Raw genomic sequence first — 25368 nt, forward strand, 5'->3', positions numbered from 1 at the left:
TTAATTGACAGTTATATGCGGGCAAACATATTTATAATACTGTTATTTTTTTACTGCAATATTTTTGCACAGCAAAACACCACCAACATTTCGGTACACGACCCTGTGATAATAAAACAGGATAGCGTGTATTATATTTTTTGTACGGGCAGGGGCATCAGCGTTTGGTCTTCAAAAAATATGAAAGAATGGAAAAGAGAAAAACCGGTGTTTGATACTTTGCCATGGGCTGTACAGGCAGTTAATGGTTTTAAAAATCATATTTGGGCGCCGGATATCTTTTATCACAAAGGGTTGTATTATTTATACTATTCCATATCTGCCTTTGGTAAAAATACATCCTGTATTGGAGTAGCTACAAACAAAACACTAAACACATCTTCACCAAATTTTAAATGGATGGATCATGGTAAAGTCATACAGTCTTACCCAGGCAAAACAAATTGGAATGCCATCGACCCAAATATTATCAGCGATAAAAAAGGAAACGCATGGATGAGTTTCGGTTCTTTTTGGGATGGCTTAAAGTTAATATCACTAACAAAAGACAGACTGCACACAAAAGGCGATACCATTAACGTGCCCACTATTGCCAGTCGTAAAAAACAATCTTCTTCTGATAATCCACCTTCAGTAGATGATAACCCCAAAGATGCCGGCGGCAATGCCATAGAAGCACCCTTCATTTTTTATAAAAATGATTACTACTATTTGTTTGCTTCTATTGACTATTGTTGTAAAGGAGTAAAGAGTACTTACAAAATGATTGTGGGCAGATCAAAAAAAATTACCGGGCCGTTTATGGATAAAGATGGAATGGATATGGCCAAAGGCGGCGGTACCATTGTATTAGCAGGAGATAGTAACTGGTATGGCGTTGGCCATAGTGCAGCAGCTAATTTTGATGGCGTTGATTATTTGGTTTTTCATGCGTACGATGCAAAAGATAATGGAAGATCGAAACTGAGAATAGAGAAATTGAATTGGGAAAATGGTTGGCCAGTGGTATTGCAGCAGTAACAACTGCAGGCTTATTACTTGGCAACACTTCGCAAAATTTTCTCCATCTTTCTACCTTTTGCCAACTCATCTACCAACTTGTCTAAATACCTCACTTTTTGTGTTAAAGGGTTTTCAATTTCTTCTATACGGTAACCACAAATTACACCTGTAATGAGGTTAGCATTAGTGTTTAAGGTTGCATGCTGAAAGAATTTTTCAAAAGTTACTTTTTTATCAATTTTATCCTGAAGTTGCTTTTTATCAAAACCAGTTAGCCACTCTATTACCTGCAGCAATTCTTCTTTTGTTCTGCCCTTCTTTTCCACTTTAGTAACATACAAGGGATATACCGAGGCGAAGGTCATTTTTGCAATACGCTCATGGTGTGTATTGGTGTTGTTCATACCTTGTTTTTAAAATTAATTATTCAGATCTTAATGTTAATCATGTTAAATACGCTTAACCGGTTTTTAAAAATTCATTGGTAACTCTGTCTGTTTTTCAGTAGATGAATTTAATGCGCTTCATTTTTTATATCCATTTTAGCTTTATTTTGTAGTCAACCTATTTTCTGACAAGACACTTGTTGCAAAACATTATAATTAGCTACACCACATTCCACCACGGCTTATCACTATCATCTTCTTTTATTGGATTGATTTTATCAGAAGGCAATGCTGTGTTTTGTTTTTTTACCGATGGCTGATGACTAACCGGAACCTGCAATAAATTATTTTGAAACAATGCAATAATAGTTTGTTTAATCTTTTCTCCTTTAACCGGATTTACCATTTTTACAAAATTAGCATAACCTATTATACTGTTGCTTAAACTGCCAGCACCCCATTGCATTGTATTGCTATCTTTTGTTTTTATGTTATGCAATAAAGCCCGGAAAGCCCGGAGTTTTTTTCTGCTTACATTCAATTGCTTGTTTACCACCACACCAGTTACTTCCTGTTGCGTACCCTTACGCATAATACGAATTTTATCCGGGTGAACTGTAAAACCTTCGTCCTGCATTATTTTTTTTATACGCCAAACTAACTGTTGTGCATTTACTGTTTTGCTGCCGCTAAATGTAACATCATCGGCATAGCGGGTGTAATTACAATTAAGTTTTGCCGCAAGCCCCTGTAAACGTTTATCTAATTTAAAACAAAGTATATTGGTAATGGCCGGGCTGCATGGCGCACCCTGCGGTAACACACGGTTATCTTTTTGTACAAAATAATTTTTACCGTCTATTGCTACTTCTTCAGTTACTGCTTCAGTACAAATAAGAGCAATTATTGTGGCTATTTTTTGAGAGAAACCCAATTTTTCCAATAATCCTTTTACTCTTTTAAAATGAATGGAGGGAAAGAAATCTTTTACATCCATATTTAATACCAAATCTTTACCAATATGTGGCTGTGCATTGGTTACAATAGAACGGTTTAAAGCAAAACCATTTACTGCATCATGCAGGGGAACTTTGTTGAGTATATTTTCCAGTATCCAGTGCTGTGCTTTTTTTAACCTTGGCATTGGTGCAGATATCATTCTTTTGCCACCCGATTTTTTAGCCATGTAAAATTTTCTATAATGGCTAACGGTAGAAACTTTTCTGTCGAAAGCTAAAAATCGTAACTCTTTTAAATCAACACCCATTGCTGTGGCCAGCTCCGTTTCGTTGGCAAAAATGGGCAGGTTATTTTTTTGTAATGTTTCAATTTTGTTTTCAGCATAATTTAAGTCGGCAGATACGGCTTCACCTAAATAAATAATTTCTGTTGTTTTCTTTTGTTGCCAGGCTGCTGCTTTTTCAAAACGTTGCTGTTCTTTTTTCTTTTTAGTTTCTTCCCGTTTTAGTTTTGCTTCGGCCATGCGTTTTATCCGCATTTCTTTTAGCACCGCTTCTTTATTCTGATATTTTCTTTTTTCTTCCCAAAGTTTACTCAGTTCATTTTGTAATTCGGTCTCTTTTTTTATAAGCAATTCGGGCACACTGGGGTCACCATCTTTTTTACCCCAAAAGCCCAGGCGTTTCATTTCTTCTAAAATAAATTCTTCTTTGGATGTTTCCCGTATGCGGTCGTAAATCTGTTGCCGGGTTAATTTAGTATCAGCCATAGTAATAAGAGAAGAAAAAAATCATGTAATTAACAGAGGAAAAGTCGATGCTGCCTTCGTGCCCGCCCTGACCAGATTAATCAACGCCAGGCATACGGGTCCTATATCACTATTCTGGCACATGGGGCCATCACTGATGATAGTGATATAGGACCCGTATGCCATAGTAAAGATTACATTTGGTGATGCATGATCAAATCATGTTGCATGAACGACGAAACATCGCTCTTTCCTTTTCAGGAAGCAAGGTGCATACTTTTCTACTTTTCCTCTGTCAAAGAACATGAAATGCGGTTAACAAATATAATTGCCTGTTTTTAATTTTATTGATTTATACCCTTTTATTTTTTAAACTATTTTAAATCAGCCAGCATCCTTGTTTTATTAAATGCCTGCCTTATGGCCAGCATATGTTCGCAAGGGCCTTTGTATAATTTGTTTTGTATATAATAACTGCAATCGCAATGGGCAGTTTTTATTTTTTCATCGCCATCAATTAGCATGTTGGGGTTAAATGTTTTACGTTTACTCTTTACCGTACCAGTTAATTGCATACTGTCATCAGCCAAAGCATGTACAGCAAATTTCACTTCCTGGTTATCTAAAATTTCTGCCGCCAGTTCTTCCTGCGGATTACTAAAATGTAATTTATCAAAAGGCAAAGGCTCACGGCTTAATTCCCGTAAGCGATATACATTACTGTTTAAATCGTAGATAACACGGCCCGCCTGGGTATAAGCGCTTAATGCACCAGCCGCCTGTGCCGGAGTAATGTTTAATGTAGTTGCAATTTGTGGAGCGGTAGCCAGCCAATCTTTTTGTAAAGTGGAAAATACTTTTTGCTTGATACTATCTTCTACAGTTAACCGTGGTGCCAGCAAATCAAAATTACCAGCGTGGCTCCAGTCGTTGGCCGTCCAGCCGCTAAGGCCCAGCGTAAAATTCAGGTCGCCCAAATCAGCAATATAAAATGCAGGCAAACCGGTACCTAATAAATGCACCGTAAATTTTTTTGCAACAGCAATAAGTCTTTCTAAAATTAATAAACGCTTTCTGCCCCAGGTCCTTATTTCATGTTTGCTGTTGCCGGTATATACACTTCTAGCACAAATAATTTCTTTGCCCCAGGGCTCCAGCACTACTTTTACAGGATGGCCAGGTTCTAAAATATATCGCAGCGATCGTGGCCCACGTTTTTCTTTAAAGCGGCGTAGTAATAAACAAATGCTGTAAATATCCATGGGATGCAATTCAAACTGAATGGTGGGCAAAGTCATTGCGCTGCTTACCTGTAAAAAACCACGTACCCAACTATCCGGTAAATCAATTTTTACTTCTTTGTATTGTTCTTCATCGGTGGTTTGTACGGTAAAGCCAGATGGATCTACTTTGAATTCTGTTTCTTTATAATCCCGTATTTTTTGAAACTCTTCATACAGCTCTGCTGAATAATCAACATTGGTGGTGCCACATTTATAATCATCAATATTGGTAAACACATTATAGTTGCAACCTAATTTTCCATACGTACTTTCATCCTGGCTAAAGCATTCAAAAAATAATTCATCGGGATGAATAGTGATTACTGGATCCAATACAATCCATGCATCACGGTCGTTTTGGTATAAATAATTAAAATAGTTTCTTTGCGCTTTGTAATAAGGGCTCATTATTTTATCCCTCTTGCTTCTAACATCTGCCAACTCTGCTTTAATTTGTTCCATGCGGTTATTAGCTGCGGCAGCATCGTAGCCAGCCATATATTCTGCAAAAAACAAAGCTTCGTTTTGTGCTACCCATTCTTTATAGGCAGATTTATCTTTGGGTTTAAAACGCAGATCACTTACCACCACATCATGCAGTGCAGAAATAGCTTCTCTAAAAGCAATTTTTTTATTAAGCTTACCCACAAACCAGGCACTTTCCCGTAAAGTGTCGGGTGCAAAATTCATCCCGGTTAAGTTGGATGAACTGGTAACAGTGGTATTGCCTGCAAAACGATAATTGAATAACATCAGATAATTTATTAAATTTTTTTGTACCCAGCATCAGAACCCTATTTAGCTTCATTGGCGTCGCACTCTTTTACATTATTAATTCTATTCAGCAACAACACTCCATAAACGCAAACAGATTTTACTGATGGTAATTTTATGCCATTCTCACTTCCATCTCTTTTATTTTTACTGGTGTTGCTACATCATACAAAGCTTTTAGTTGTAATAATATGTCGATACATTTTGCTTTGTCGCCAATGGATGCTGTAGCAGATACATCAGATAAAATATGGCTTACTACTTTTGCAGCCGCTTCAGTTTTTCTCCCTTCCTGCAATAAAAAATTATAAATCCTGTTTTTTGCAATGCGGCTTTTGTTTACCCTTGTTAATACCGAACGGAAGTAAAAATCCAACGATTGTATCTTTTCAACATCATCTATTGCAAAACGTTGTAAATAATTAGTGGCAAACAATTGCATTTTTTCGCTGGGGTGCTGGCTCAGCTTTAATAAATATTGTACGCCATTTTCTTCCGTAAAAAATTTGGTAATCAGCTCCCGGCCAAAAGTTTCTACATCGGGTTTTACAGAGTCGGCCAGTGTTATTAATGTTTCAGCATTCCAATCGTTTTCTAAAAAACTATCCCTAAAATATTGCATGGCAAAATTTCGGGTATCCTGCCATTTGCTATCTAACAATTTAATGCCGCTTTCTTTTTCGTATTTAATACGGGGCAATTGTGTAGAATAAAATTTCCAGCACCATTCTCTTACATTCAAATTTTCGTGGCCACCCAATGCAATTACCTGCGGTATGGTTAATTGCGATGCGTCGGTATATTTTTCCAGTATAACAATACCTACGTTTTGTGCAGCACTGTAATTGGAGTATAATAAATTTAATGCGGTTTCTTTATTGGCATTTTGCAAATAGCTGCTCAATTCATTGCACAATAATTTACTAACATCAGCATGCACGCCATCTGTAGTTTCTTTACGCAATAAATATGGCATTAATGTTTCGGCAGCTTTTACGCCAAAACTATTTTCTTTTTGCGCCATGCGTTGTATAGTAGGTGGTAAACCCTGCCGCACATTTTGGTGGGCAGATAAACAACTGCTTATAATTTCATCCTGCCTTTTTAATAAAGCTTCATCACTCATGCCTGCTAAAAAAGCAATACCTTCTTCACGAACCGGCTCATATTTATGTTGTAACAAACCAAATACAAACTCATTGCTCAGTTCATTATAATCTAGTTGTTGTTTTTGAGCTTTTAATAAACGTAGCCCAAATAATAATACAGAAGCGTTAGCATGCTGCAATACATCTGATACCACACTAATATTTACCTGCTTTAATTCTTCGCCAAATAATTCAAACAATGTATCGCTGGCATCTTTTATTACAGTTTCGTTTTCGGGTGTTTGTCCGGTATAGCCCATCATCCCGGCAATAGATTTGCCCACCACTGCATGTTTTACTTCGGCAGTTAAATTACTGTTTTGTAAAACTGATTTTGCCCAGCTCCTTATATCTGTATGCTTTGCAAAAATTAATGGCGTTATAAAACCACTTTGCTTAAAATAATCATACTGGTATTTTTCTGTCCATATTTTTCCCTGGTTACGGGCACCGGCATTATTACTGTTAAGCATAGCCATCGTTACATCATCATCCGGAATGGTATTGGCATATTTTTCTATGGTAAGATTAAAACCAAATTTTGCCGGTATTTCAAATGCAGACAATAATAATTGTTTGCAGGCCTGCTTATCAAGCTTTTGCTTGATATCGCTGTATTGCGAATGTGCGGTTAAGTTACCTTCTGCAAACTGATGGATTTCTTCCATCTCTGCGTCCATCAGCAATTGTACATAAGCCTGTGGCACTTTATTCCATAAATGGAGATAAGGTGTTCCGTTAGGATTAGGTATTTCCTGCGAAGCAGAAAGATTGATTGCTTCTTCAGTAATTGGTAACGGTGCTTCTTTTTTCTTGCCAAACAAACCCGTAATTTTTTTAAGCAACCCACCAATACCTTCGCCACTACTACTGGTTGCTGTATTTTTTACAGGATTACTTTTTTCATTAAGAGGCCGCATACGCCACAAATGGTTTGTCTGCAATTGTATATCATTATGAATGCCACTTAAAATTTGATGTAAAAAAACCGCCTGTGCATTTTGCAAAAACCTTGTTTCAATATTTTCGTAGTTACGGCCATTCCATTTATACTGAGAGGTGGAATAGATTTGCCTGAAATCTTTTTCTTTTTTATAACCGATCAACAACGCAGTAGAAAGTTTTACATAATCAGTATCCTCAGTTTTGCCCATCAGTTGTAAGCACCTCAATGTGCGGCCATGAAAATACCAACGTGTTTTTTGTGAGTAAGCCAGCCGGCTGGTTTTCTTTTTTAACTCTGCAGTAAGTTTTACCCACCCTTCTATTTCAGGAACAAATACTTCCTGGCTATTTCCTTGTGCCAGGGAAAGATTGTGGCTAAACATTTCTGTTTCTCTTTCAAACCTGCAGGCCAACAAACCCAGTATTTCAAAATCGTCCAGCAGTTCGGCCAGTTTAAAAATGGCCCGTACATGTTTAAAATAGTTGGGGCGAAGCGGCACTTGCTGCAATACTTTTTTAATAGCATTACGCATCCATCTTTTTTGGCTAGAGAGTACATACAACTCTTCCAGCCAGTTATAGTTGGGCTGTTGCTGTGTAATTCTTTCCTGCACCAATGCATCTAATTCCTGTTGATTTTCTTTTTCAATAATTGATTTAAATGCCTCAGGTAATTGATTAATATAACGGTTAAGGTGAGCCTCTTTCTCTAACCCTGTTAAACTATTAGCCAACCCTGCCCCTGCAATTTTTGTAAGAGAAGCACTGGTGTTTGCTGAATAAACAGATTGCAATGCAGCCATACCACTTGCATTATTGCCGCAACGGGCCAATGCCCACACACAACAGTATTGATGCAACTGATTGCCCTTGTTGAATAACTGAATAATGTAAGGAGTTGCTTCGGCAATTTTATATTCACCACTCTTCCATATAACACGGGATAATTTCCACGGAAATCTTTCATTGCCGGATGTTCCATTTAACGCATTGTGCAACCTTTGTAAAATGGCTTTGTTACGGCTTTTGGGCAGCGCCATCCAGTTGGCGTTAATAGTAACGCTGTTTGTATCTAATGTAAAAGCTGCAGCTTTCGGAATTTCGGAAACTCCCGATTCGGATGCGGTATAACCCTTGTTTATTTTTTCTGTTTCTACAGCGTCATAAATTTTTTCTGCTTCTCCAAGGGTAACCGGCACTGGTGTTTTACTGCCTTCTTTTAATTGTGCACCCCGGCGGCCGTAACGAAAATTAACTACATATTTTTCATTACCTGTATTGCATAAATCAACTTCATATACTTTGTCGGAGTTGCCTTCTTTAAAATAGAGTACCGATTGTTTTATAAGCCGCATGGATTATTATTGGTTGGATATGGAAGGTAAAGAAAATTGACAAATATTATTAGGGATAAGGATATTTTTTTTTAACTGATATACCAGAATTGGTTGATGAAAAAATAAATGATAAAAGAGAAGTGCCCCAAATCGAAAAAGGGATTGAAATTATATAACAGGGAATATCGCAAATAAAAAAACCCCGGTATTTCTAACAGGGTTTGTGGTGTGGGCCGGGATTGAACCGGCGACACAAGGATTTTCAGTCCTTTGCTCTACCAACTGAGCTACCGCACCTTCCATATTAAAAGCAGCTAAACTTGTAATTGGGCAGCAAAAATAAGGAAAATAGCAGCTTGAAAAAATAAAAGAGAGATAATTTATTATTCTCTTTAAAGTCTCCCCTTTTGGGGGAGGTTTGGAGGGGGCTAATTTCCGTATTCGCACAAAAACTTTATCCGCATCAGTTTTAGCTGCTCCCAGTTAAAATTGCTGTCCGCCAGTTCTTCCTGCGCTATTTGCAGGCTGGAGGTTTCGCAGCTTTTAAAGTATTCCATAATTTCTTCCTGTTCGTATTCATCCACCATTTCGTCAATGGCATAATTAAGGTTTAGTTTGGTGCCGCTGGCAACAATGGTTTCCATTTCTTCTAACAATTCATCAATTCTAAGGCCTTTGTTTTTTGCCACCGTTTCCAAAGGAATTTTTTTATCAATGTTTTGAATGATAAAGATTTTATTATTGTTTCTGTTGGCTACTGTTTTCATTACAAAATCATCGGGCCTGGTAATGTCATTTTCCCCAACATATTTTGCAATTACATCAATAAAAGGTTTGCCGTAGCGCATGGCTTTGCCTTTACTTACGCCACTAATCTTTTCCAGCTCAGCCATTGATGTAGGATACATGGTGGCCATATCTTCCAAACTGCTTTCTAAAAAAATAACAAAGGGAGGAAGGGTTTTTTCTTTGGCTACTTTTTTACGTACCTCTTTTAATAATTCCACCAATTTTTCATCTACAGCGCTGGCGGCTTCTGCTGCCTGTTCGCTTTCTTCATCATCGGCGTTAGCTTCTTCAAATAAATTATTCAACACAATTTTGTAAGAAGTGGGTTTCTTTAAAAACGCTTCGCCTTTTTTGGTGAATTTTAATAAACCATACTCCACAATATCTTTTGCAATTATTCCGCTCAGTAACATTTGGCGAATTAGGCTGTTCCAAAAATGCGGTTCTTTATCGTTACCACTTGCAAAAACATCCAGCTCTTCGTGCCGGTACATTTTTACTGCAGGTGTAGCTTTACCAGCTAAAATTAATTGTACATATTCTATAGGAAAACGCTCTTCTAATGCCTTAACAATTTTTAAAACAATTACTACCTCATCTTTCGCTTCAATTCTTTCTTTAGGATTTAAACAGTTATCGCAATGGCCACAACTTTTACTGTCGTTATATTCTTCGCCAAAATAATGCAGCAAAGTTTTTCTGCGGCACACGCTGCTTTCAGCGTAACTAACGGTTTCGTTTATCAGCTGGGCACCCACTTCTCTTTCGCTAAGTGGTTTATCCCTCATAAAATGTTCCAGCTTGGCCACATCTTTATGAGAATAATAAAGGATACATTTTCCTTCCATGCCATCACGTCCGCCACGGCCGGTTTCCTGGTAATAATTTTCAATTGATTTAGGTATGTTGTAATGAATAACAAACCGAACATCGGGTTTATCAATACCCATTCCAAAAGCAATGGTGGCAACAATTACATCCACATCTTCATTTAAAAACTGGTCCTGCCTGTCGGCCCTTAATTTACTGTCTAACCCGGCATGATAAGCTACGGCTTTAATACCATTTGCCATCAGCATTTTGGCAAGGTCTTCAGTAGTTTTTCTGTTGAGTGTGTAAATAATGCCGCTTTTATTTTTATGCTGTTGTATAAAGCGAACAATACTTTTATTAGTTTGATCTAAATTTATTTTGGGCTGTACTTCATAATATAAATTGGGCCGGTTAAAAGAAGAGATAAAAATTTTAGGACTGCGAAGGCCAAGGTTTTTTACAATATCACTTTGTACTTTTGGCGTAGCTGTTGCAGTTAAAGCAATTACCGGAATTTTTTCGTCAATCATATCCATTATCTCTCTCAGCCTGCGGTATTCGGGGCGAAAGTCGTGCCCCCATTCGGATATACAATGGGCTTCATCCACAGCAAAAAAAGAAATCTTAAGTTCTTTAAAAAAAGTAACGTTTTCTTCTTTGGTCATAGTTTCCGGCGCTACATACAGCATTTTAGTTTTGCCAGTGGTTAAATCATCTTTTACAATTTTTTGCTGGCCTTTATTTAAGGTGCTGTTTAAAAAATGCGCCACATGGTCTTTACTGCTGTAGCTTCTTACCAGGTCAACCTGGTTTTTCATTAATGCAATTAAAGGCGAAACAATTATAGCCACACCATCACTTATAATTGCAGGTAACTGGTAACATAAACTTTTGCCGCCGCCTGTGGGCATAATTACAAATGTATCGTTGCCCGATAAAAGGTTTTTAATAATATCTTCCTGGGTGCCCCTAAAACTATCCAGCCCAAAATGTTGCTGCAGTTCGGCGGTTAAATCGGGTTGATTTTTTTTAGTCGCAGCATTTTCTCCCGATAGTTTTACCGGTTGTTTTGTATCAGCCTTTATTTTAGCAGATTTTGATTTTACAGTAGCCATAACAAATTTTCCTTACGATATTGCTTTATTTATAAACAAACTTAATTTTTTAAAGAGGGCAGCGAAGTTAACCATCAGCAGCTGTAAAAGCAAGGCCTTTAAAAACTATTCAGGGATAATTAACAATATATAATCTCTTAAGATAAACAAAAAACAGCAAACCACAAGCCTTAAACAAAAACAAACCCGTTGGGCTTAATGTACTTTGCATTATGACCGATTTACAGTAGGTTTGCGGCACAAAAAATGAACAGCAGCGTAATTATATCTTCTGCCCTTAAAACCATTGAGCTGCAGGCCCAATCGGTAAGTGGCCTGGCAGCATTTATTAACGATGATTTTGTAAATGCGGTTTTAAAAATTGCTGCTTCAAAAGGCAGGGTTGTAATTAGCGGTATTGGCAAAAGCGCCATAGTAGCACAAAAAATTGTAGCTACATTAAACAGTACCGGAACGCCAGCCTTGTTTATGCATGCGGCCGATGCTATCCATGGCGATTTAGGAATGATACAACAGGATGATGTGGTGATAGTGATAAGTAAAAGTGGAGACAGTACCGAAATAAAAGTTTTAGTATCGTTAATAAAAAACTTTGGTAATGTACTTATTGGAATGATTGGTAACGCCCAATCGTACCTGGCACAGCAAAGCGATATTATTTTAAATACAACAGTACAGCAGGAAGCCTGCCCCAATAACCTTGCACCCACTACAAGCACCACCGCACAAATGGTAATGGGTGATGCGCTGGCAGTTTGCCTGATGGAATTAAAAGGATTTAACAGCCACGATTTTGCCAAGTTTCATCCGGGTGGCATACTGGGAAAAAAATTATATTTAAGGGTAAGCGATCTGTCATCTGCCAATGAAAAACCAGCGGTATTTCCGGAGGCAAACCTTAAAGAAGTAATTGTAGAAATGACAAAAAAGCGATTAGGCACTGCTGTGGTAGTTAGTAAAACCAATACTGTTTTAGGAATAATAACCGATGGGGATTTAAGAAGAATGCTGGAAAAGGGGAATGATTTTACCGCCATTACTGCAAAAGATATTATGAGTGCACACCCCAAAACAATAGCCGGCGATGCAATGGCAACCGAAGCCTTAGATACATTAAAAGCTAACAATATCAGCCAGCTGGTAGTTACAGAAAATGAATTGTATGCCGGTATAATTCACCTGCATGATTTAATAAGAGAAGGAATAATATAATTCTATTATGATTAACAGGTGGCTGCTTGTGGCTATTATTAATTTAATGTTTCTGGGCAGTTGTGTAACAGATGATTTGCAAGACCCTTCGGCTAAAAAAATATCTTTAACAAAAGCAAAGGAAGACCTTGATATTTTTAGCGACATTTTAAAAAAAGCACACCCTTCTTTAAACCTCTATATTTCTAAAAAAAGATTTTCATTTTTATCAGACAGCATTAAATCATCTGTAACAGAAGCAATATCTGTAAGGGAATTCTATAATAAAATACATTTTATTGCCAACGAAACAGGGTGCTCCCACACCAATGTTGAATTGGCGGGCTACGTATATGATAGCCTTCAAAACCGGCCGGTTTTTTTTCCTTACCCGGTAAAATGGATAGAAAATAAATTATTGATAAATGTTGCAGGGTTTGATTTGCCTGAAGGGACAGAAATAAAATTTATTAATAAAGAACCCACTAAAAAAATTATACAAAAATTAATGATGTATAATTCGGTGGAGGGCTTTCACAGAAAAACACAGGAGAACCTGGCAGGTGATGATTTTAGCCTGGAATATTTTTTAAAATATGGCGATCAAAAAAAATTTGAACTTATAATTAAAGATACACTTGGTGCGGAAAGGAACGTTACAGAAAAAGCCATTGATTTTTCTGAATGGAATAACCGGAATACTAATTATAAATATTATTACGATTCCGTAAGTATAGATTATGATTGCACCATTAACGATGAAAAAAAATATGCTTACATAAGAGTAACAACATTTGATTACCCCAACAAACAAAAGCAAAATGCTTATGAAAACTTTTGTTACAATTCATTCGAATTACTAAAAAATAAAAAAGAGATACAATCGCTTATAATTGATTTAAGAGAAAACCGTGGCGGCAGTTTATACAATTCTTTTTTGCTGTATTCATTTTTAGCGGATAAACCATTTAATGAATATGAGCAGGCGATCTGTAAAATTAAAACAATACCCTACGAAGGTTATTTAGAAAAAGATTTCATCAGCTATAAAAAAGAAGATATTAATAAAACTATAGAAAAAGAATTTACGGCCAGGTTAAACAACGAATTTCTTACAATACCAGACACATTAATCGAAAAATGGAAGCCCAACAAAATCCATTTTAATGGCAATGTTTACATTGTAAGCAACAGCAGTGTTGTATCTGCGGCTTCTTATTTTGCAGTAATGATAAAAAATGCCGGCAGGGGCAAAATAATAGGAGAAGAAACAGAGGGTGGCGCATATTCGGGAAACGGGTTTTCCACTTTAAAATATGAATTGCCTAATTCAAAAATAAATTTTAGTTTTCCATACGCACACTTTATTTATACTTATAAAGAAGAGAAAAATACTGGCCATGGATTGATGCCCAACTATAATATTCCGGATTCTTACGAGTCGTTTAAAAATAATGAAGACAGGCAGGTTAAATTTATAATAGATAGTCTAATTTTAAACAAAAAACAGATTTACACAAAATGAACAAAAATCACTACGTAGCAATTATGGCCGGCGGTATAGGCAGCAGGTTTTGGCCAATGAGCCGTACCGATTTTCCTAAACAGTTTTTAGATATTTTAAATATCGGAAGAACACTTATACAGGGAACCTTTGACCGCTTTGCTGCTTTTATTCCGGCAGAAAATATTTATGTAGTAACCTCCGATCAGTATAAAGATATTGTTGCCGAACAATTACCCGAAATACCAGTGGCAAATATTTTGTGTGAGCCATCAAGAAAAAATACAGCGCCTTGTGTAGCCTATATTGCCCATAAATTATTGCATCTTAACCCCGAAGCCAATTTAATTTGTGCGCCTGCCGACCATATTATTTTAGAGCCCGAAAATTTTAAAACCACATGTTTAGGCGCTTTGAATTTTACCGCAAACATAAAAGCATTGGTAACATTGGGCATAAAACCAACGCATCCCAATACAGGATACGGTTATATTCAGTACGAGCAGCAATCTGTTAGCGACAATGTATATAAAGTAAAAACCTTTACCGAAAAACCAGATTTAGAACTGGCAAAAACTTTTATAGCCAGCGGCGATTTTTTATGGAACGCAGGCATATTTGTTTGGCAGGTAAAAAATATTGTTGCGGCGTTTGAAAAACTTTTGCCGGAATTGAATGAATTATTTGAAACAGAAAAAGCAAGTTTTAATACTGCAACAGAACAGGAAGCTATCGACAAGATCTATCCGCAGTGCGTAAATATTTCTATTGATTATGGCATAATGGAAAAAGCAGATAACGTGTACATCATTCCATCCTCTTTTGGCTGGAGCGATTTGGGTACCTGGGGCAGCGCTTACGAAAATTTACAAAAAGATTATTTAGAAAATGCTGTTGCAGGAGATAATGTGGTAGTAATTGATGCTACAAAAAATATGGTGCATGCTGATAATAAAAAATTAGTGCTGCTGCAGGGACTTGATGATTTTATTGTGGTGGATACCAAAGATGTTTTAATGATTTGTAAAAAAGACAGGGAGCAGGAAATAAAACAATACGTTGCAGAAATAAAACGAAGTAAAGGTGATAAATTTTTATAAGGAAATTGCCACAGATGACACAGAAGCACAGAAAATACAAATTGCTGTTTTAAATCTGCGACACCTCCGTAATCAGCGGGCTAAATACATAGATATTGCTACCAACAATACATAGCAAACAACCCAATGCTGGCACTACCATTTTTACAGTAATGAGTGTGCTGGCGGCAGAACATAACGCCATTAATTTAGGCCAGGGCTTTCCCGATTTTTTAATGGATGAAGAACTGATTGCACTGGTAAATGCCGCTATGCAAAAAGGCAACAACCAGTACGTACACATGAACGGGTTGATGTTGTTAAGAGAACGCCTTGCAGAAAAAATACACAGTTTATACGCAGCAACAATAAATCCTGAAACTGAAATTACCATTACACCCGGTGGCACTTACGCCATTTTTACTGCATTAACCACGGTGCTGCAACCTGGTGATGAAGTAATTGTTTTTGAGCCGGCATACGACAGTTATATCCCTACCATAGAAATTAACGGAGCAATACCGGTTTTAATTCCATTAACTTTTCCTGATTATAAAATTGATTGGGAGCTGGTGCAACAAAAAATTTCTTCCAAAACAAAAATGATAATGCTTAACTCGCCGCACAACCCAACGGGCAGCGTGTTAAGAGCCAATGATATTGCACAGTTAAGAACAATTGTAAAAGATACCGGCATTTTTATTTTGAGTGATGAAGTATATGAACATTTAATTTTTGATGGCCTGCAGCATGAAAGCATGTTGCGTTATCCCGATTTGTTAGAAAGAAGTTTTGTTTGTTTTTCGTTTGGTAAAACATACCACTGCACCGGCTGGAAGATCGGTTACTGTGTTGCACCTGCAACATTAATGGCCGAGTTTAGAAAAATTCACCAGTTTAATTGTTTTAGCAGCAACAGCACGGTACAATTTGCTTTGGCAGAATATTTACTGCAAAAAGAAAAATATTTACAGCTTGGTAAATTTTTGCAAACAAAAAGAGATTATTTTTCTATGTTGATGCAGCAAACAAAATTTAAAGCATTGCCTTCGTACGGCAGTTATTTTCAGTTGTACAGTTATGATGACATAAGCGATGAAAGTGAAAAAGATTTAGCTATCCGTTTAACAAAAGAATATGGCGTAGCAACAATACCCACATCAGTTTTTTATAAAAAAAATACCGAGAATAAAGTGTTACGTTTTTGTTTTGCAAAAAAAGAAAGTACTTTAGAAGAAGCGGCAAATCGATTAATAAAATTGGTGTAGGCATTAGACGGTTTCAAACTGTCATGACATCTAAAATGCTTAAATTTGACTGACAAATTGGAAAAAATATTTAAGGTTTCTCAATGACTTAAACTATGTCCACACTCACCATCACCACTATACAAAGTAATTTATTTTGGGAAGATAAACAGGCCAATATGCAAATGCTGCAGCAAAAGATTGACAGCATTACTGATAAAACAGAAATTGTAATACTGCCCGAAATGTTTACCACCGGCTTTAGCATGCAGCCCAGTTTATTTGCAGAAACTATGGATGGTGAAACCATGGAGTGGATGAAAATGGTGAGTAATAAAAACGGTATTGTGTTAACCGGCAGTGTAATGATTGAAGACGAAGGAAAATATTTTAATCGCTTAATATGGATGTTGCCTAACGGACAATTTGGTTATTATGATAAAAGACATTTGTTTGGCTATGGTGAGGAAGATAAACATTACAGCAGCGGCAATAAAAGATTAATAGCATCGGTAAAAGGCTGGAAAATAAATTTACAGGTTTGTTACGATTTAAGATTTCCTGTTTGGGCTCGCCAACAACCTAAAGACGGTGCGCCTGAATACGATGTATTAATTTATGTAGCCAACTGGCCCGAGCGCCGCAGCCACGCCTGGAAAACTTTATTGTGTGCAAGGGCTATAGAAAATCAATGTTATATAATAGGCGTAAACCGTGTGGGTGATGATGCAAAAAATATTCACTACAGCGGCAACAGTTTGGTAATTGACCCGATGGGGCAAGTATTATACCACATGGCAGATGAAGAAGACATCAACACAATAACATTATCAAAAGAAAAATTGGAAGAAGTAAGAACGAGGTTCCCTTTTTTAAATGATGCGGATGATTTTACGATACTTTAACAGATTTTGCAAAATCCCTAATCCCCACTTACTAATTTCTAATTCCCTTCTTCCCTTTTATCATCTCCATCACCACCTGCATTTTTTTATCATAACCTTTTAGTAAAGCATCGTAACTGGTACCAATATAAATATCGGGCATTACACCACGACCATCTTTAGGTACATGTTTGTATTGCACTAATCTAAATAAGGGAAGACGAACCCGTAAATGTGTATTGGGTAAAGTAATATCCGGAATCATAATACCATTGTTGCCATGCCAGCCGCCACCAGCTTCTTCACCAACAATAGTAATGCCCTGCTGGCCTTTTATGGCATTGCAAAATAATGCCGAGGCCGAAAAAGTTTGTCCGTTTATCAGCACATATAGATCGCCACCAAAATAATTTTTTGTTTTAGGGTGATACAATTTTCGCTCCCACATACCAAAATGGTAATTGCCATGTTTTCTTTTTTTAGTTAAGAAGAACAGCCCGATATTATTTAAAAATTTTCCTTTTATATATTTAGAATAAGGCCCCAAAGATTTTGCAACAGCATAAGAAGAATCGGCAACTTTAAAAGGTGTACGGGTAACATATTTTGTAAGCAGGGTTGATGCATTTATTTTACCACCACCGTTGCTCCTTATATCCAGCACCACATTTTTAATACCCGCTTTTTTTATGTAGCGGAATGTTTGCCTGAAAAATTTACGCAGCTTTCCTGTGCTGAAAGTATTTAAAGTAATTACTGCAGTATTATTAGCAGTATCCACAGCCAGCGAACGGATATTTTGTAATTGCTGTTTTTTTCTTTCTCCTTTAGTTCTTTTTATTACAGGGATTATTCTTGTTTTTTTGCCGGTATCTTTTGGCGGGTCGAACACAGGAATAGTTATAGTTTGTTGTTTGCCCAAACTGTCTAAATAATTAACGGCATAAATTTTACTAAGTCCAATAATATTACGGTGATAGTAAGGAAAATTATTGCTCAGCCTCAGGTAATTAACATTGTTGGCATTGCCATCTTCCGTCATGTAATTAAACAGTGTTTGTTTAATTGCTTCGTTGTTTAAGCCATTAATGCCCGTAATTAAAGTGCCTCTTTTTAAAATAGAATCTTTGCGGTTTAAGTTTCCTGTTACCGCCATGGTATCGTTCCACACTTTCATAAATAATGGAAAAGAAGGAATAATTTTATTGCTCACCCATTTATTGTATCCTTTACTCATACCAAAACTGGTATGGCCGCAATGTATTTTTTCGGTAAGCGGCGCAATAATCTTCCAGCCAAATTGCTGTTCGGTCATACTGTCTTCAATGGCGGTAAAGTATTTTGCAAAATACATATCCATGCTATCCCTGCTGGTGTACCAATATAACGAAGGATGCTTTTTCTCCAGGATGTTTTTTAGTAAAGTATAATCCTTTTGTAATTGTTGTTTGGGGTATTTTTTGTTGGGAGAATAAGTTTTTGAAACCGAACAACTGCTCAGTAAAATAATAAAATAAAAAAATATGGTTTGGAGTTTATAGGTCATTTGCTCAAATGGTTCCAGCCCTGCGCCACCAGCTCATGTTTGTTTCCACCACGGGTAATAATATTTTTTCCTTCCGCTGCTTCGGTAATATAGCCAATAATACTTAAGCCATTATTGGCATTTATTTTTTCGTAATCAGCTTGCGCCACAGTAAATAATAACTCATAATCTTCGCCACCGCTTAATGCACAGGCTGTAGGGTCCAGTTCTAATTTATAAGCAAAGGCTTTACTGTCTTCATTCAGCGGCAATTTATCTTCGTACAAAACACAACCCACATTGCTTTGTTTACAAATGTGCAGCAGCTCACTGCTTAGGCCATCGCTTATGTCCATCATGCTGGTGGGCATAATGTTTTGCGCTGCAAAATATTCAATCACATCTTTTCTTGCTTCGGGTTTTAAAAGGCGGCCAACAATGTAGGCCTGGTTTTCTAAATCGGGCTGTGCGCCGGTGGTTTCAAATATTTTTCTTTCTCTTTCTAAAATGGTTAAGCCTAAAAATGCGCCACCCAAATCGCCGCTCACACAAATTAAATCGTTTACTTTAGCGCCGCTCCTGGTAACATAACTGTCCGGGGCAACCTCTCCAATAGCTGTAATGCTAATTACAAAACCCCGCTGGCTGGTGGTGGTATCGCCGCCGACTAAATCCACCTCATATTCCTTACAGGCTGCATACACACCTTCGTAAAATTCATCCAAAGCTTCTACACTAAATTTATTGCTGATGCCAATGCTTACCACAATTTGTGTAGGCGTAGCATTCATGGCATAAATATCACTCACATTTACCACCACGCTTTTATAACCCAAATGTTTTAGTGGTGTATAACTTAAATCAAAATGAATACCTTCTAACAATAGATCGGTGCTGATAACTGTTTGCCTGCCAAAATGATCAATCACGGCACCATCATCACCCACACTTAAAATGGTAGAAGCGTTTTTTGTTTCATTGTTTTGGGTAAGATGATCGATTAAACCAAATTCGCCAAGGGATGATATTTCTGTTCGATCTTCCATAAATTATTTTTTTGTTTTCGCCTGTAGCGAAAAATGTTTTGCCACAGATTACACAGATTAACACGGATTTTTTACAACTGTATAAGTTCAATCTTCTCTTATATCTTCTCCATTTCCCACCCTTCAGGGGAGGATAGGAGGGGCTTTCCATTTATTATTTCCAGCAGCTCATCATGTATTAATCCATTGGTTGCAACTATTTGATGTTGATAAGCAGAATATTTATCACCATTCATATCTGTAACTTTTCCTCCAGCTTCCTGCACCATTAAAAATCCAGCAGCACTGTCCCATGCCGATAGTTTGTGTTCGTAAAAGCCATCAAATCTTCCGGCAGCAACCCAGCATAAATCAATGGCAGCACTGCCTAACCTGCGTACCGGCACGCCCTTGCGTATCAATTTTTCAAATACTTGTAAAGGGCCGTTGGGTGCATCTAAATAAGTGTAAGGAAAACCGGTAACCAAACAACTATTAATAACTTCTTTTTTAGTACCTACTTTAATCGGCTTATCATTTAATGTGGCGCCTAAACCTTTTTCAGCAAAAAATAATTCATTCAAAATTGGAGCATACACTGCACCCATTATCATTTCGCCATCTTTTTCTACGCCAATACTTACGCAGCAAATAGGGATGCCGTTGGCAAAATTAATAGTGCCGTCAATAGGGTCGATGATCCATTTGTATTCGCTGTTGGTAATTATTTCGCCGGTTTCTTCACTTAAAATAAAATGATCGGGAAAGTTTTTTTGAATAATATCAATGATGGCTTTTTCGGCTGCATGATCTGCTTCGGTAACAGGATTATTTATGCCTTCTTTATTGGTAATAGTAAATTCTCCATTAAAAAAACGTTGTAATTCTTTTCCGCCTGCATTTACTGCTTCCAAAAGGATTTTTTTTATCATGCCGCAAAGATAAAGTTCGATTTTGGATTTATGATTTTAGATTTGGGTATGCCAATAAGTAATTTGTTAATTTTAATAGTATTTATTCACCATTGCCCATTCACCATTCACCTCTGCATTTTGAATAATGGAATAAAAAATCGTATTTCGCAGATAATAACTTACCCCAATTGCAATTATCAGTTATCATAGTAAACTTTAACGTAAAATATTTTTTAGAGCAATGCCTTTGCTCTGTAATAAAGGCCTGCAAAAATATTGAGGCTGAAATCTTTGTGGTAGATAATAATTCTACTGACGGCAGTAAAGAATTTCTTATACCAAAATTCCCCGTTGTAAATTTTATATTTAATACTGATAATACTGGTTTTGCAAAAGCCAACAACCAGGCGCTGGCAAAAGCAAAAGGCGATTATATACTTTTTTTAAACCCCGATACCATTGTACCGGAAGATTGTTTTGAAAAATGTATCCGGTTTTTTCAATCGCAAACCAATGCCGGGGCTTTGGGCATACGCATGATTGATGGCGCAGGTAAATTTTTAAAAGAAAGTAAAAGATCGTTTCCCTCGCCACTTACTTCTTTATACAAACTGTCGGGATTAACAAAATTGTTTCCGCATTCTAAAATATTTTCAAAATATCATTTGGGTAATTTATCCGAACATCAAAATCATGAAGTGGATGTGCTGGCCGGGGCATTTATGATGATACCTAAAAAAATTTTAGATACCACAGGAAGTTTTGACGAAACATTTTTTATGTATGGCGAAGATGTGGATTTGAGTTACCGAATTCAAAAAGACGGTTATAAAAATTATTATTTTGCCGAAAGCACCATCATTCATTTTAAAGGAGAAAGTACAAAAAAAGGAAGCTTGAATTATGTTCGTTTATTTTATAATGCCATGAGTTTGTTTGTAAAAAAACATTACAGTGGCAGCCGTGCAGGCGTTTTTAATTTTTTAATTCAAACGGGCATTTTTTTACGGGCAACACTAACAGTTATAGCAAAATTTTTGCAAAAAATTGGATTGCCATTATTAGATGCCGGTATAATTTTTATGAGCTTTTGGTGCATTAAATATTTATGGAACACTTATATCCGTAAAGAAGTTAATTATTCTCCCAACATGCTCATCATTGCTTTTCCGGTTTTTACCATAATTTTTTTAATTGCATCCTATTACTCCGGTTTGTACGATAAAGGTTATAAACAATCGCAGCTTAACCGCTCCACAATACTATCAGCATTAGTTTTATTAAGCTGTTACGCTTTGTTGCCCGAAAGTATCCGCTTTTCCCGAGGCATTTTAGTATTTGGAATAGTAATGGCATTTATTGTAATGAGTTTATTGCGGCGGTTATTTATAGAATGGAATTTATTAAACAGGATAGATGAAGATAATGGCTACCGACAAACAATAATTGTTGCTGCCGAAAATGATTTTAAAACGGTTACCGAAATAATGTACAATGCCGGCATGACGGAAAAAGTTTTAGGCCGGGTTGATAATAACCTTACCAGTTCCAGCAAAGCATTGGGGAGTGTGCAGCAAATAAATCATCTTATTAAAATGTATCCGGTAAAAGAAATAATTTTTTGCGAAGATATTTTAAGCTTTAAAGAAATCATTGCTGCTTTGCAGGAGTTACCGGCCGGAATGCTTAATAAATTTCATGCATCGGGCAGCAGGAGTATTATTGGCAGCGATAATAAAAATGTAAGCGGAAAGTATGTAAGCATCAATAATAAATACACCATTGCAGATGCGGTTAATAAAAGAAATAAAAACTTGCTGGATGTTGTTGTTGCTGTTGTTTTTATAATAAGTTTTCCTATTCACCTGATACTGCAAAAAAAACCACTGCAGTTTTTTAAAAATACCTTTTCAGTTTTATTCAGAAAAAAAACATGGATTGGGTATGCCATATCACCTATTAATAAATTACCGCTAATTAAAAAGGGAGTACTTACTTCTACCACATTGCCGCAACTGGTAAACGATTTGCCTGAAGAAAGTTTATTGCTTTCAGATGAATGGTATGCTACTTATTATTCTGCTGCCACAGACTTAAAAAAAATTGTAAGGGGCTACAAATATTTATGTTTTTAAAAGCAGCATTATTTTAATTGTTGGGCAAATTCCTGTAGTATATTTTTATACTCATACTGGTAAATAAAAGTATTTGTAAAAGAGAATCCCGAAGCCTTTTGTAAAGCACCGGCTAATGAAAAATTATTTTGCGGAATACTTAAAAATATTTTTTTCTCCATTAAATATGCAGCCAGGTATTCCTGCTCTGTTTGGCCAGGTGTAGCAACAAGAATGGCTTTTTGCTGCAGTTTTATTAAATCCATAATGGAGGTGTAGCCGCTTCTGCAAATAACTATTTCTGATTGCTGAATTGCTTTGTTTAATGATGTGGCTGAAAGATGATTGGCAACAGTTATTTTATTTTTATCATCGTAAACAAACTCTTCCTCAACTGAATTTTTTGGCAGACCTTTTACCATTGCAGCTTTCCCCGAAAAAGATTTTAATTCCTGCAATAACAATTTTTCAAAAATCGTTCTTTGTGGCTCTGGCCCGGAGAGTAAAATTAAAAGGTCATATTTTTTTTCAACTGTAGTTTTTTCAAATCTTGATAAAAGCCCTAAATATTTTACCGGGGTTTTGGGCAATTCTTTTGGATGAGATAAATCTCCTGCAAGATTATTTTCTGCTGCAGTATCGGGCACCCAGCAGGCAGTATATTTATTAATAAAATAATAATGAATTTTTTGTGCAAGTAATTCCGTAAAACTATTACAGGTTTTTATTTGCAGTTGATGGGTAATGTAAATGCACGGAACTTTTGAAGAATATAAACCCAGCCGGTTATCCGATATTACCGCATCAATTTTATATTCGGCAATTGTTTTATCAAGCCAAAAATTTTCTTTAAAAAGAACCCATAAGAGTTTGGGAAACTGTAATAATAACTTTAGTGGAAGCCAGAATTTGTTGACGCTGTACTTAATATTGTAGCCTTTTATTTGCGTAAAAACCACATTTTTAAATTCCTTTTCCAATAAATTTTTTATGGGGCCATCAGCAGCTATTATTACTTCAAAATTCAGTTCGCTAAGGGCATAAATTATTGGAATACAACGTGTGGCGTGGCCCAAACCCCAATCTAAAGGAGCAATCAGCACCCGTTTTTTTTTCGCCCCTATGTTAATATTTTCAAATTTCATTTTAAGAAAACAATAAATTATTGTGAAAATAGTTTAACTTGGGTAATATAACACAATGCAAAACCTATTTAAAATTACATTATTGCTTACGTTGATTGTTAGTTTGGCAGTTACCGGATGTTCTTCTTCAAAAAAAGGACAATGCGGATGCCCAAGCAAAACTGGAATGATAGGATATTGAGAAGTAAGTAGTACTGTGTAACCGCCAATTTCATTATGAATAACTCTAACCGGGATTTACTGGTGCTTTTTAACCAGGAGCTAATGTCCCCACAAGCAATTGAGCATGAAGTAGAACAACTTCATGGCATATTGTACACGGTTGAAGCCCTCGACAACATTGTTGTAGCCCACGAGGTGATTGACATGAACAAATACAAAATTTTTAATGATCAGCAACATCTTCGTGATGTTTTCAGACAAAGAGAATTAAAACCTTTTGTGTTTTTGAATTGCAAGAATTAATTTTTTTAAATTAATCTAGTCAACGCAGTCTTCAACATCTTCAGCATTTCATCTATCTCATCTGTTTTGCAGGTGCCAACACTTAGCCGGTACCAGTTACTGCTTTTTGCAGCCCCAAATGCATAAAACGGAACAATAGCAATTTTTGCTTCATTCAAAATATAAGCAGTTACTTCACTTTGAGTTTCTAAAATTTTGCCATCAGCAGTTTTTTTACCCACTAAATTTATTTGTATAGTAAGATAAATAGCGGCCTGCGGTGCAACAGCATCAACAGTAAAACCATCTTTTTTTAACTGGGTAAATCCATTGTAAATGCGGCGCAACCTTTCTTCAACAGCATGTTTAAACTTTTTTGTATAGTTGTTTACGTTTTCAGTTTGCCCCAAATAATTAGCAACAGCTTTTTGTTCGGCCATGGGTGCCCATGCCCCAACATGACTGTTGATAGCTTTCATTTTATTTATTAAATGTGCAGGGCCCATGCTCCAGCCAACCCTTACACCTGTTGCTGCAAATGCTTTACTTATACCATCAATAAAAATGGTGTAAGCTTTCATTTTTGGGTTTAGAGAAACAGGGTTGTAATGTTCGGTCTCACCAAATGTAAGTGTCCAGTATATTTGATCGTACAATAAGTATAATTTTTTTTCATCAGCACCACGCTGTTCATTTTCTGCAATTACTAAATCGCAAATGGCGGAAAGTTCTTTTTTTGTAAATGTTGTACCGGTTGGGTTTAGCGGCGAACAAACAGCGAGTAATGCAGCACCTTTTAGGTGTGGTTCTATTTCTTCGGCAGTTGGCATAAAATTATTTTCCAGCTTGGTTTCAATCATCACATGTTCTGCCTCGGTAAAATGAACATAATGATTATTGTTCCAGCTGGGCACCGGGTAAATTACTTTATCGCCTTTATCAACTATTGCACGAAAGGCTGCATAAATTAACGGCCTGCCGCCTGCAGCAATTAAT

The 25368-nt window shown here is 36.6% G+C and carries 17 protein-coding genes and 1 tRNA gene; 7 read left to right on the top strand and 11 right to left on the bottom strand.

Features of this window, described 5'->3' with window-relative positions; translation table 11 throughout:
- Positions 1–15 precede the first annotated feature (15 nt).
- On the top strand, positions 16–1020 hold the full coding sequence (locus ACY651_RS08615) for a family 43 glycosylhydrolase (protein ID WP_462251712.1): 1005 nt from the start codon (positions 16–18) through the stop codon (positions 1018–1020).
- A gap of 14 nt (positions 1021–1034) precedes the next feature.
- Here ACY651_RS08615 and ACY651_RS08620 read toward each other — a convergent pair whose 3' ends face one another.
- The 6 genes from ACY651_RS08620 to recQ form a co-directional block, all read right to left on the bottom strand.
- The gene (locus ACY651_RS08620; protein WP_462251714.1) at positions 1035–1406 is read right to left on the bottom strand and encodes a DUF2200 domain-containing protein; all 372 of its coding nucleotides are present in this window, start codon (positions 1404–1406) and stop codon (positions 1035–1037) included.
- Between the two features lie 202 nt (positions 1407–1608).
- Positions 1609–3117, bottom strand: coding sequence for a reverse transcriptase family protein (locus ACY651_RS08625; RefSeq protein ID WP_462251716.1), 1509 nt, complete (start codon positions 3115–3117; stop codon positions 1609–1611).
- 353 nt (positions 3118–3470) lie between these two features.
- Positions 3471–5132: an SWIM zinc finger family protein gene (locus tag ACY651_RS08630; RefSeq protein WP_462251718.1), complete on the bottom strand. Its 1662-nt coding sequence runs from the start codon at positions 5130–5132 to the stop codon at positions 3471–3473.
- Between the two features lie 136 nt (positions 5133–5268).
- Complete coding sequence (locus tag ACY651_RS08635; RefSeq protein WP_462251720.1) at positions 5269–8601, bottom strand: hypothetical protein; 3333 nt, start codon at positions 8599–8601, stop codon at positions 5269–5271.
- Positions 8602–8807: 206 nt separating this feature from the next.
- A tRNA-Phe gene (locus ACY651_RS08640) sits at positions 8808–8880 on the bottom strand.
- Between the two features lie 131 nt (positions 8881–9011).
- Positions 9012–11300: a DNA helicase RecQ gene (gene recQ / locus ACY651_RS08645; protein WP_462251722.1), complete on the bottom strand. Its 2289-nt coding sequence runs from the start codon at positions 11298–11300 to the stop codon at positions 9012–9014.
- Between the two features lie 246 nt (positions 11301–11546).
- On the opposite strand from recQ, the gene ACY651_RS08650 reads away from it, so the two are divergent.
- From ACY651_RS08650 to ACY651_RS08670, 5 genes are all read left to right on the top strand, one after another.
- Complete coding sequence (locus ACY651_RS08650; RefSeq protein ID WP_462251724.1) at positions 11547–12512, top strand: KpsF/GutQ family sugar-phosphate isomerase; 966 nt, start codon at positions 11547–11549, stop codon at positions 12510–12512.
- 7 nt (positions 12513–12519) lie between these two features.
- Positions 12520–14016 (top strand): S41 family peptidase, encoded by a 1497-nt coding sequence (locus tag ACY651_RS08655; protein ID WP_462251726.1) that lies wholly within the window; start codon positions 12520–12522, stop codon positions 14014–14016.
- Entirely contained in the window at positions 14013–15095 is a 1083-nt protein-coding gene (locus ACY651_RS08660) for a mannose-1-phosphate guanylyltransferase (RefSeq protein WP_462251728.1), read from the top strand. The genes ACY651_RS08655 and ACY651_RS08660 overlap by 4 nt, the downstream gene beginning before the upstream one ends.
- A gap of 95 nt (positions 15096–15190) precedes the next feature.
- Entirely contained in the window at positions 15191–16342 is a 1152-nt protein-coding gene (locus tag ACY651_RS08665) for a methionine aminotransferase (RefSeq protein WP_462251730.1), read from the top strand.
- Between the two features lie 95 nt (positions 16343–16437).
- Positions 16438–17226, top strand: coding sequence for an amidohydrolase (locus ACY651_RS08670; protein WP_462251732.1), 789 nt, complete (start codon positions 16438–16440; stop codon positions 17224–17226).
- A gap of 31 nt (positions 17227–17257) precedes the next feature.
- On the opposite strand, the gene ACY651_RS08675 is transcribed toward ACY651_RS08670, so the two are convergent.
- The 3 genes from ACY651_RS08675 to ACY651_RS08685 all read right to left on the bottom strand — a co-directional run bounded on the left by ACY651_RS08675 (position 17258) and on the right by ACY651_RS08685 (position 20687).
- Entirely contained in the window at positions 17258–18751 is a 1494-nt protein-coding gene (locus ACY651_RS08675; protein WP_462251734.1) for a S41 family peptidase, read from the bottom strand.
- A complete protein-coding gene (gene thiL, locus ACY651_RS08680) occupies positions 18748–19776 on the bottom strand; it encodes a thiamine-phosphate kinase (protein WP_462251736.1) in 1029 nt (342 codons plus the stop codon). Before thiL ends, ACY651_RS08675 begins: the two co-directional genes overlap by 4 nt.
- Before the next feature lie 98 nt (positions 19777–19874).
- On the bottom strand, positions 19875–20687 hold the full coding sequence (locus tag ACY651_RS08685) for an inositol monophosphatase family protein (RefSeq protein WP_462251738.1): 813 nt from the start codon (positions 20685–20687) through the stop codon (positions 19875–19877).
- 170 nt (positions 20688–20857) lie between these two features.
- Here ACY651_RS08685 and ACY651_RS08690 point away from each other — a divergent pair, with 170 nt between their 5' ends.
- Entirely contained in the window at positions 20858–22804 is a 1947-nt protein-coding gene (locus ACY651_RS08690; RefSeq protein WP_462251740.1) for a glycosyltransferase family 2 protein, read from the top strand.
- A gap of 8 nt (positions 22805–22812) precedes the next feature.
- Here ACY651_RS08690 and ACY651_RS08695 read toward each other — a convergent pair whose 3' ends face one another.
- Entirely contained in the window at positions 22813–23928 is a 1116-nt protein-coding gene (locus tag ACY651_RS08695) for a glycosyltransferase (RefSeq protein WP_462251742.1), read from the bottom strand.
- Between the two features lie 470 nt (positions 23929–24398).
- A partial coding sequence (locus tag ACY651_RS08700) for a pyridoxal phosphate-dependent aminotransferase (RefSeq protein WP_462251744.1) occupies positions 24399–25368 on the bottom strand: 970 nt, incomplete at its 5' end.

This window comes from Ferruginibacter sp. (genome assembly GCF_031391665.1).
Lineage (GTDB): Bacteria > Bacteroidota > Bacteroidia > Chitinophagales > Chitinophagaceae > Ferruginibacter.